Source organism: Pseudomonas sp. NPDC089569 (genome assembly GCF_050280625.1).
Taxonomy (GTDB): Bacteria; Pseudomonadota; Gammaproteobacteria; order Pseudomonadales; family Pseudomonadaceae; genus Aquipseudomonas.
This window is the reverse complement of record NZ_JBNNVQ010000166.1, coordinates 1-7203: the sequence shown is the minus strand read 5'-3', so window position 1 is coordinate 7203 and position 7203 is coordinate 1. Positions and strand designations below refer to the sequence as shown.

Here is a 7203-nt window from a genome sequence, read left to right as displayed (position 1 = left end):
CTTCCGATCTGCTCGCTCCCACAGGATATGTTTCCCCTGTGGGAGCGAGCCTGCTCGCGATGGGCGCCAATTCATTCACCACCGATCTGGCCCAATGCCCGGCGCAACCTGTCCGCACTCGCCCGCGGGCAATTCAACTGCACCTGCGCCAGCCCCAACCAATCGGCCATCCCCCGTAAATTCATCGCCAGCGCCAGCATCCCCTCTTCATCCAGCCCCACCTCTTCTTCATGCACGGCATGAACGGCCAATCGCCCGGCAGCACGTTCGGCGCGCACATCGACCCGCGCTGCAATCCGTTCGTTGTGCAGAAACGGCAACACGTAGTAGCCGTAGATCCGCTTATCCTGCGGCGTATAGATCTCCAGCCGATAGCGAAAATCAAACAGCCGTTCAGTGCGACTGCGTTCCCAGATCAGCGAATCGAATGGAGAAAGCAACGCATGGGCCGCGACCTTGCGCGGCACCCTGGACTCGGGCAGGCAATAAGCCGGTTGTCGCCACCCCTGAACCTGGCACGGCAGCAACTGGCCCGCCTCGACCAGCTCCGCCAGACGTGGACGACTGTCCGCAGGGTTCAAACGGAAATAGTCACGCAAATCCTTTTCCGTCCCCACGCCCAAGGCTGTCGCGGCATGCAGCAACAGTTGACGCTGGGACTCGGCTTCGTCGGGCAAGGGCTGCGTCAGGATCGTCGAAGGAATCACCCGTTCCGGCAAGTCATACAAGCGCTCGAAGCCGCGTCGGCCTGCCACGGTCACTTCACCGGCGGCGAACAGCCATTCCAGTGCATGTTTTTCCGCACTCCAGTCCCACCATGGCCCTGCCCTTTCCTGACGACTGGAAAGGCTGCCGGCACCGAGTGCGCCCTGATCCTGAACACAACCCAATACACGACGAATGGTGCCCTGTTGTTCACGACCAAATCGCGCCAGTTGTTGATAAATGTCCTCACCCCGTTTGGCTCGCTGCATGCGCCAGCGCATCAACGGATACATCGACAGAGGCAACAGCGAGGCTTCATGCCCCCAGTATTCAAATAGCGTACGACGCCGCCCCAGGCTCCAGGCAGCCTGGTCGAGCAAGTCGGATGGATACTGGCCGAGACGGGAAAACAGCGGAAGGTAGTGCGAACGCACCACCGCATTGACTGAATCGATTTGCAGAATGCCCAGCCGTTCGATCAGTTGGTTGAGCTGGTGCGGCTTGATCGTCGCCGGCGGCTGGCGCCCGTTGAATCCTTGGGCAGCCAGCGCCAGACGCCGAGCCTGTTTAAGGGAGAAGGACTGTGTTGCGGGCATGGGTACCTCCTTGTCTGCTCGCAACCTACCTCACGCGGAAGCTGTTTGTGTAGCTGGGTACCTGTCATTTATGCACGGGATCATTTATGCATCGGGTCATTCCAGAATGGCTTGATCGATTCATTCTCCACGTCGGCCCGGCTCATGCCGATGTCCTTGAGCGCTTCGTCGCTCAGGCTCGCCAGCAAATCGCGTTCACGATGCAATTCGTACCAGCGACCGAACTTGTGCAGCAGATCGGAAATCAGGTGGACCGAGTGTTTTTCTGCGCCTTGAAACTCATGTTGACCTTTCATCTTGTTGCCCTCCGTTTGGATGGCTCCAGTCTCTCGCCAGGTCTAAGATCAATCCAACGAATGTTTCTGATGTCACATATCTCGGAGATTGATGCATGTCGGCCTACCCGAGTATCGATACCGAAGTGCTGCGAACCTTCGTCGCCATTGCTGACCAGGGCGGGTTTACCCGCGCCGGCGAATTGGTCAACCGCACCCAATCGGCCGTCAGCATGCAAATGAAACGGCTGGAAGAAGATGTGCTGCAGCGCCAGCTGTTCCAGCGCGACGGGCGGCAAGTTCGACTGACGGCAGAGGGTCAGGTGTTGCTGGGCTATGCCCGGCGAATCCTCAAGCTGCATAGCGAAGTGTTCAACACCCTGCGCGAGCCCGATATGGTCGGCACGGTACGCATCGGCACGCCGGATGATTACGTGATGCGCTTTCTGCCGGGGATTCTGCGGCGTTTCGCCCAGTCCTATCCGCTGATCCAGATCGAAGTGCACTGTGAATCATCAAAGCAACTGTTGATGCGCCAGGATCTGGACCTGTCCATCGTCACCCGCGAGCCGGGCAGCGAAATCGGCCAGTTGCTGCGCAAGGAACGTTTTGTCTGGGCCGAGGCGCATTGCTATAGCGCCCACGAACAAACGCCCTTGCCCCTGGCGATGTTCAACAGCGATTGCTTCTGCCGCTTGTGGGCGTGCAATGCACTCGATGCCCAGGGTCGCGATTATCGAGTGGCGTACAACAGCGACAGTTTGTCGGCGATCATGGCGGTGGTCAGCGCCGGCCTGGCGGTCACCGCACAACTGGAAAGTCTGATTACGCCCGACATGCGCATCCTCGGTGAGGCCGAAGATCTGCCTGTGCTGCCCGAGGCCAGCATCATGCTGGTGCGCAACCTGTATAACCCGTCACCGATTACCGAGTGCCTGGCCGAGCATATTGTCGACGGCTTCAAACTTTAACGACGAGCGTTACCGCACACGCCACCAGATACCCGCAAAACAGTCCACGAAGCAGCCGTTCGTCAATGGCATGGGCCATCTTCACGCCCCAACTGATGCTCAGCATCCCGCCAATTGCCAACGGCACGCCGACCATCCAGTCCACTTGATGATGTACCGCATAGGTCACCAACGTCACGCTCGTGCTCGGCAAGGCCAATGCCAATGACAACCCTTGCGCAACCACCTGACTGGTGCCGAACACACTGGTCAAGAACGGTGTCGCGACCACGGCACCGCCCACGCCAAACACCCCGCCCATGGTCCCGGATGCCGCGCCAAGCACGCCGAGCCATGGCCAGTGATAATTCATCCCGGAAACAGCCGGCGCACGGGACCTGAACATCCGGGCCAGATTAAGGACCGACAACGCGATCAGGAATCCGACGAACCCCAGGCGCATGGTTTGCGCGTCGATGCCTACCGCCCAAAGTGAGCCCACCCAGGCAAAGGCGAACCCCATCGTGGCCAGCGGCAATCCATGACGCCACTCGATTCGATTGCGTTGCTGATAGCGCCACAGCGCAAGCATCACGTTCGGCACCACCATCACCAGTGCCGTGCCCTGGGCTATTTGCTGATCGAGACCGAACAACACTCCCAGCAGCGGGATGGCGATCAAGCCACCGCCGATTCCAAACAAGCCGCCAAGAGTGCCCAGAGCAGCGCCAAACAATAGATACATCAAGAATTCAGTCACAGCTGATACCTCCGCTTGCGTCAGGGCTTCATCCTACGCAGCAGGGTGTGGCACGGAAACGCACAGCGACGCACAATGGCTTTGCTAAAGTCGCATAAGCGTAAAAGACATGAACCCGAATCAATTGACCGACCAGTTGGGACTGTTTCTAGACGTACTGGAAACCGGCAGCTTTTCAGCCGCATCCCGTCGTCATCCACTGACGCCTTCGGCTGTAGCGCGGCGCATTGACAGCCTGGAGAGCGCGGTCGGCAGTCAGTTATTCATCCGCAGCACCCACGCGGTGCGGGCCACGCCTGCGGGATTGGCGTTTGCCGAGCGCGCGCGGCGGGTTGTCGCCGAGTTGCGCCTGGCCCGGGCCGAGGCGGTATCGCTGAGCAGCGCACCCGAGGGCCTGATTCGTATCGATGCGCCGGCCGCGTTCGGTCGACGGCACCTGGCTCCGGCCATTGCCGACTTTCTGATGCTGTACCCCGGTCTGGATGTGCAGTTGCAACTGATCGACAGTTTTGTCGACATGCAGGGTCTGAACCTGGGCAAGGTCGACCTGGTGCTGCGTGCCGGACAAATGGCCGATACACGACTGGTAGCCACGCCTCTGGCGAACCTGGTTCGCATCGCCTGCGCCAGCCCCGACTATTTGAAGCGCCGTGGCGTACCGGGCGACCCGACGCAATTGACCGAGCACGACGGTCTGGATTGGGCCGGCCTCGCCCCACCCTTCGCCTGGCGCTTTGAGCACAACGGACGATTTGAAATGCATAGACCGTCACGCGTGCGCATGAGCGCCAACAATGCCGAAGCCCTGGTGTGCGGAGCCCTTGCCGGTTTGGGCATCGCGCATCTGCCGACATGGCTGGCCAGCGAATACCTGCTACGCGGCGAACTGTTGCCCTTGTTCTGCGAAAACGGCCTGCCCGAACCGGAAAGCGCAGGGATCTATGCGCTGCGCCTGCAACAACAACCCAATTCGCGCAGTCGCCTGCTGCTGGAATACCTCAAGACACGATTCAGCCCGATCCCTCCCTGGGATCTGGTGCTGCAAACCCATCTGGACCGCCACTAGTCCATAATTATCTGGTGCATTAAAGATTTGCCCGCTAGATTCATGATGATCACTGACCAAGGCTGCGAGAAATGACCACCGAGCACACCCCACCAGACAACTGCGACGACCTGCTGCTGGATAATCAGGCCTGCTTCGCCCTGCATTCCACTTCGTTGATGATGACCAAGGTCTACAAGCCCTTGTTGCAGGCGTTGGGACTGACCTATCCGCAGTACCTGGCAATGATGGTGTTGTGGGAAAAGGATGGCTTGACCGTAGGCGAAATCAGCGCACGACTGCTGACCGATCCGGGATCACTCACGCCACTGCTCAAGCGCCTGGAAGCCGAAGGAGTGCTCAGCCGTACCCGCAGCCATGAAGACGAACGCGTGGTGATCATCGAACTCACCGAACAGGGCCGTGCCCTGCGCGACAAGGCACGCAGTATTCCTCAATGCATCCTCGGGGCCAGTGGAATGACGCTGGAGCGCCTGAAAAACCTGCAGGCAGAGCTGCAAGAACTACGTCGTCACCTGCAAGACAGCCTTTGATTTTCATATCCCCGAGTCTCCCCTATGGGAGCGAGCCTGCTCGCGAATGCCGCATCACGCCCAGCCGCTGTGCCGGCTGAGGCAACCCGATCGCGTCGTTTTTGCACTGTGTCAGGGCATCCGCTTGGCATCAGGTAAAAATTTTCCACTGAAAAAATTTCTCTTCGACCGCTCTGCATCGCGGGCCTGAGCCAAATCACTCAGGCCACGAAAGCAACATCGGCAAATTTTTTTCAAAATTTATCTTGCGCACTAAATATTAGCGCGATACATTTATCTCGCACTTAGTTAACGCGCAAACATTTAGCGCAAACACAAATCCCGAATGAGGATCCACCATGCAAACTCTCTACACCGCAATTGCAACCTCCACCGGTGGCCGTGACGGCCGTGCGATCTCCAGTGACAACATTCTCGACGTCAAGCTCGCCACTCCAAAGGAGTTGGGCGGTGCGGGTGGCGCGGCAACCAACCCTGAGCAACTGTTTGCAGCTGGCTATTCGGCCTGCTTCATCGGCGCACTGAAATTCGTTGCCAGCCAGACCAAACGCAAAATCCCGGACGATGCCTCGATCACCGCACATGTCGGCATCGGCCAGATTCCTGGTGGTTTCGGTCTGGACATCGACTTGCACATCAGCTTGCCGGGGCTTGAACAAGCCGATGCACAAACGCTGGTCGACGCAGCTCACCAAGTCTGCCCGTACTCCAACGCCACCCGCGGCAACGTCGATGTGCGTCTGCATGTAACCGTCTAACTTTTGCTGCCCAATCAGGCCCGAACAGGAAATGAGCATGAACACTTTCAGTAAAGTCTTGACCGGTACCCTTCTCGCACTGTCCATCCAGAGCGCATTTGCCGGCGATGTTGAACACAACACTCAGGCGTTTCTCGATGTGCTGAACGCCGGCACAGGCAAGCCGATGGAGCAAATGACGCCTGCCGATGCCCGTGCGGTATTGGTGGGTGCACAGGCCGGGGTGAAGCTGACACTGCCGAAAGCCGATGTCAGCGAGAAGACCATTCAGGTCGATGGCCAGCCACTGAAGCTGACCATCGTCCGCCCGGCCGGGGTCAAGGGAGAGTTGCCGGTGTTCATGTTCTTCCACGGCGGTGGCTGGGTGCTGGGGGATTTCCCGACTCACGAACGGCTAGTGCGCGACCTGGTCACGGGTTCGGGTGCCGCGGCGGTTTTCGTCAATTACACACCGTCGCCGGAAGCTCATTATCCGGTGGCGATCAACCAGGCCTACGCCGCAACCAAATGGGTGGCTGAGCACGGCAAGGAAATCAATGTCGATGGCAAGCGCCTGGCCGTGGCCGGCAATAGCGTCGGCGGCAACATGGCTGCGGTGGTCGCACTGATGGCGAAGGACAAAGGCACGCCGGCCATCAAATTCCAGGTGCTGCTGTGGCCGGTCACCGATGCCAATTTCGAAACGGGGTCGTATAACCAGTATGCCGAGGGTCACTTCCTCACCAAAAACATGATGAAGTGGTTCTGGGACAACTACACCACCGATGCCGGTCAGCGTAACGAAATCTACGCCTCGCCGCTGCGGGCAACCCCGGCACAACTCAAGGGCCTGCCACCGGCGCTGGTGCAGACCGCCGCAGCCGATGTACTGCGTGATGAAGGTGAAGCCTATGCCCGCAAGCTCGATGAAGCCGGTGTGCCGGTGACCTCGGTCCGCTACAACGGGATGATCCACGACTACGGTTTGCTCAACGTGGTCAGCCAGGTTCCTGCGGTGCGCTCGGCGATGTTGCAGGCCTCGCAAGAGCTTAAGGAGCACCTGAAGAAATAACCCCCGACTGTAGGGGCACGGCTTGCCGGCGAAGACGACCTCAAGTACGCCTTCGCCGGCAAGCCGTGCTCCTACGGGGGGACCGAGCCATGTGTCGGCCCGCATTTCAGGCAAAAAAAAAGCCCGACTCAATGGTCGGGCTTTTTCATTCCTCAAGCAGTGCTTATTTGGCACGGCCTTTGTAGGAACCGCCATCGCGGGTATCGATCTCGATCATGTCGTCGATTTCGATAAAGTCGGCAACCGACAGCTCAGTACCGTTCTTCAGTTTGGCAGGCTTCATCACCTTGCCGGAAGTGTCGCCACGAGCGGAACCTTCGGTGTAGGCAACCTGACGCACGATGGTGGTCGGCAGCTCTACGGAAACCAGACGGCCTTCGAAGAACACAGCTTCGCAGACGTCAGTCATGCCTTCTTCGATGAACGGCAGAACGGCCTCAAAGACTTTGCCGCACAACCCACCACTTCAACGGAACAACAACGATCCTGGCTGGAACGCATGGCGCGAA

At 59.0% G+C, this 7203-nt stretch carries 8 protein-coding genes and 1 pseudogene; 5 read left to right on the top strand and 4 right to left on the bottom strand.

Annotation, left to right across the window (positions count from 1 at the left end):
- Window positions 1-71 precede the first annotated feature (71 nt).
- Entirely contained in the window at window positions 72-1301 is a 1230-nt protein-coding gene (locus tag ACQKP2_RS31080; RefSeq protein WP_427582130.1) for a winged helix-turn-helix domain-containing protein, read from the bottom strand.
- Between the two features lie 80 nt (window positions 1302-1381).
- Entirely contained in the window at window positions 1382-1597 is a 216-nt protein-coding gene (locus tag ACQKP2_RS31075) for a DUF1127 domain-containing protein (RefSeq protein ID WP_427582129.1), read from the bottom strand.
- Between the two features lie 95 nt (window positions 1598-1692).
- On the opposite strand from ACQKP2_RS31075, the gene ACQKP2_RS31070 reads away from it, so the two are divergent.
- On the top strand, window positions 1693-2547 hold the full coding sequence (locus tag ACQKP2_RS31070) for a LysR substrate-binding domain-containing protein (protein ID WP_427582128.1): 855 nt from the start codon (window positions 1693-1695) through the stop codon (window positions 2545-2547).
- Here ACQKP2_RS31070 and ACQKP2_RS31065 read toward each other — a convergent pair.
- Window positions 2537-3271, bottom strand: a complete 735-nt coding sequence (locus ACQKP2_RS31065) for a sulfite exporter TauE/SafE family protein (RefSeq protein WP_427582131.1) — start codon at window positions 3269-3271, stop codon at window positions 2537-2539. The two genes, ACQKP2_RS31070 and ACQKP2_RS31065, sit on opposite strands and share 11 nt — an antisense overlap.
- A gap of 124 nt (window positions 3272-3395) precedes the next feature.
- Between ACQKP2_RS31065 and ACQKP2_RS31060 the strand changes: the two genes are divergently transcribed.
- The 4 genes from ACQKP2_RS31060 (at window position 3396) to ACQKP2_RS31045 (ending at window position 6694) form a co-directional block, all read left to right on the top strand.
- Window positions 3396-4352, top strand: a complete 957-nt coding sequence (locus tag ACQKP2_RS31060) for a LysR family transcriptional regulator (RefSeq protein WP_427582127.1) — start codon at window positions 3396-3398, stop codon at window positions 4350-4352.
- A 71-nt stretch (window positions 4353-4423) separates the two neighbouring features.
- Complete coding sequence (locus ACQKP2_RS31055) at window positions 4424-4885, top strand: MarR family winged helix-turn-helix transcriptional regulator (protein WP_427582126.1); 462 nt, start codon at window positions 4424-4426, stop codon at window positions 4883-4885.
- Window positions 4886-5223: 338 nt separating this feature from the next.
- Window positions 5224-5643, top strand: coding sequence for an organic hydroperoxide resistance protein (locus tag ACQKP2_RS31050; protein WP_027613448.1), 420 nt, complete (start codon window positions 5224-5226; stop codon window positions 5641-5643).
- Between the two features lie 37 nt (window positions 5644-5680).
- Window positions 5681-6694 (top strand): alpha/beta hydrolase fold domain-containing protein, encoded by a 1014-nt coding sequence (locus tag ACQKP2_RS31045; protein ID WP_427582125.1) that lies wholly within the window; start codon window positions 5681-5683, stop codon window positions 6692-6694.
- Window positions 6695-6857: 163 nt separating this feature from the next.
- Here ACQKP2_RS31045 and ACQKP2_RS31040 read toward each other — a convergent pair.
- A pseudogene (locus tag ACQKP2_RS31040) lies at window positions 6858-7133 on the bottom strand (elongation factor P); the annotation flags it as partial.
- Window positions 7134-7203: the final 70 nt, after the last annotated feature.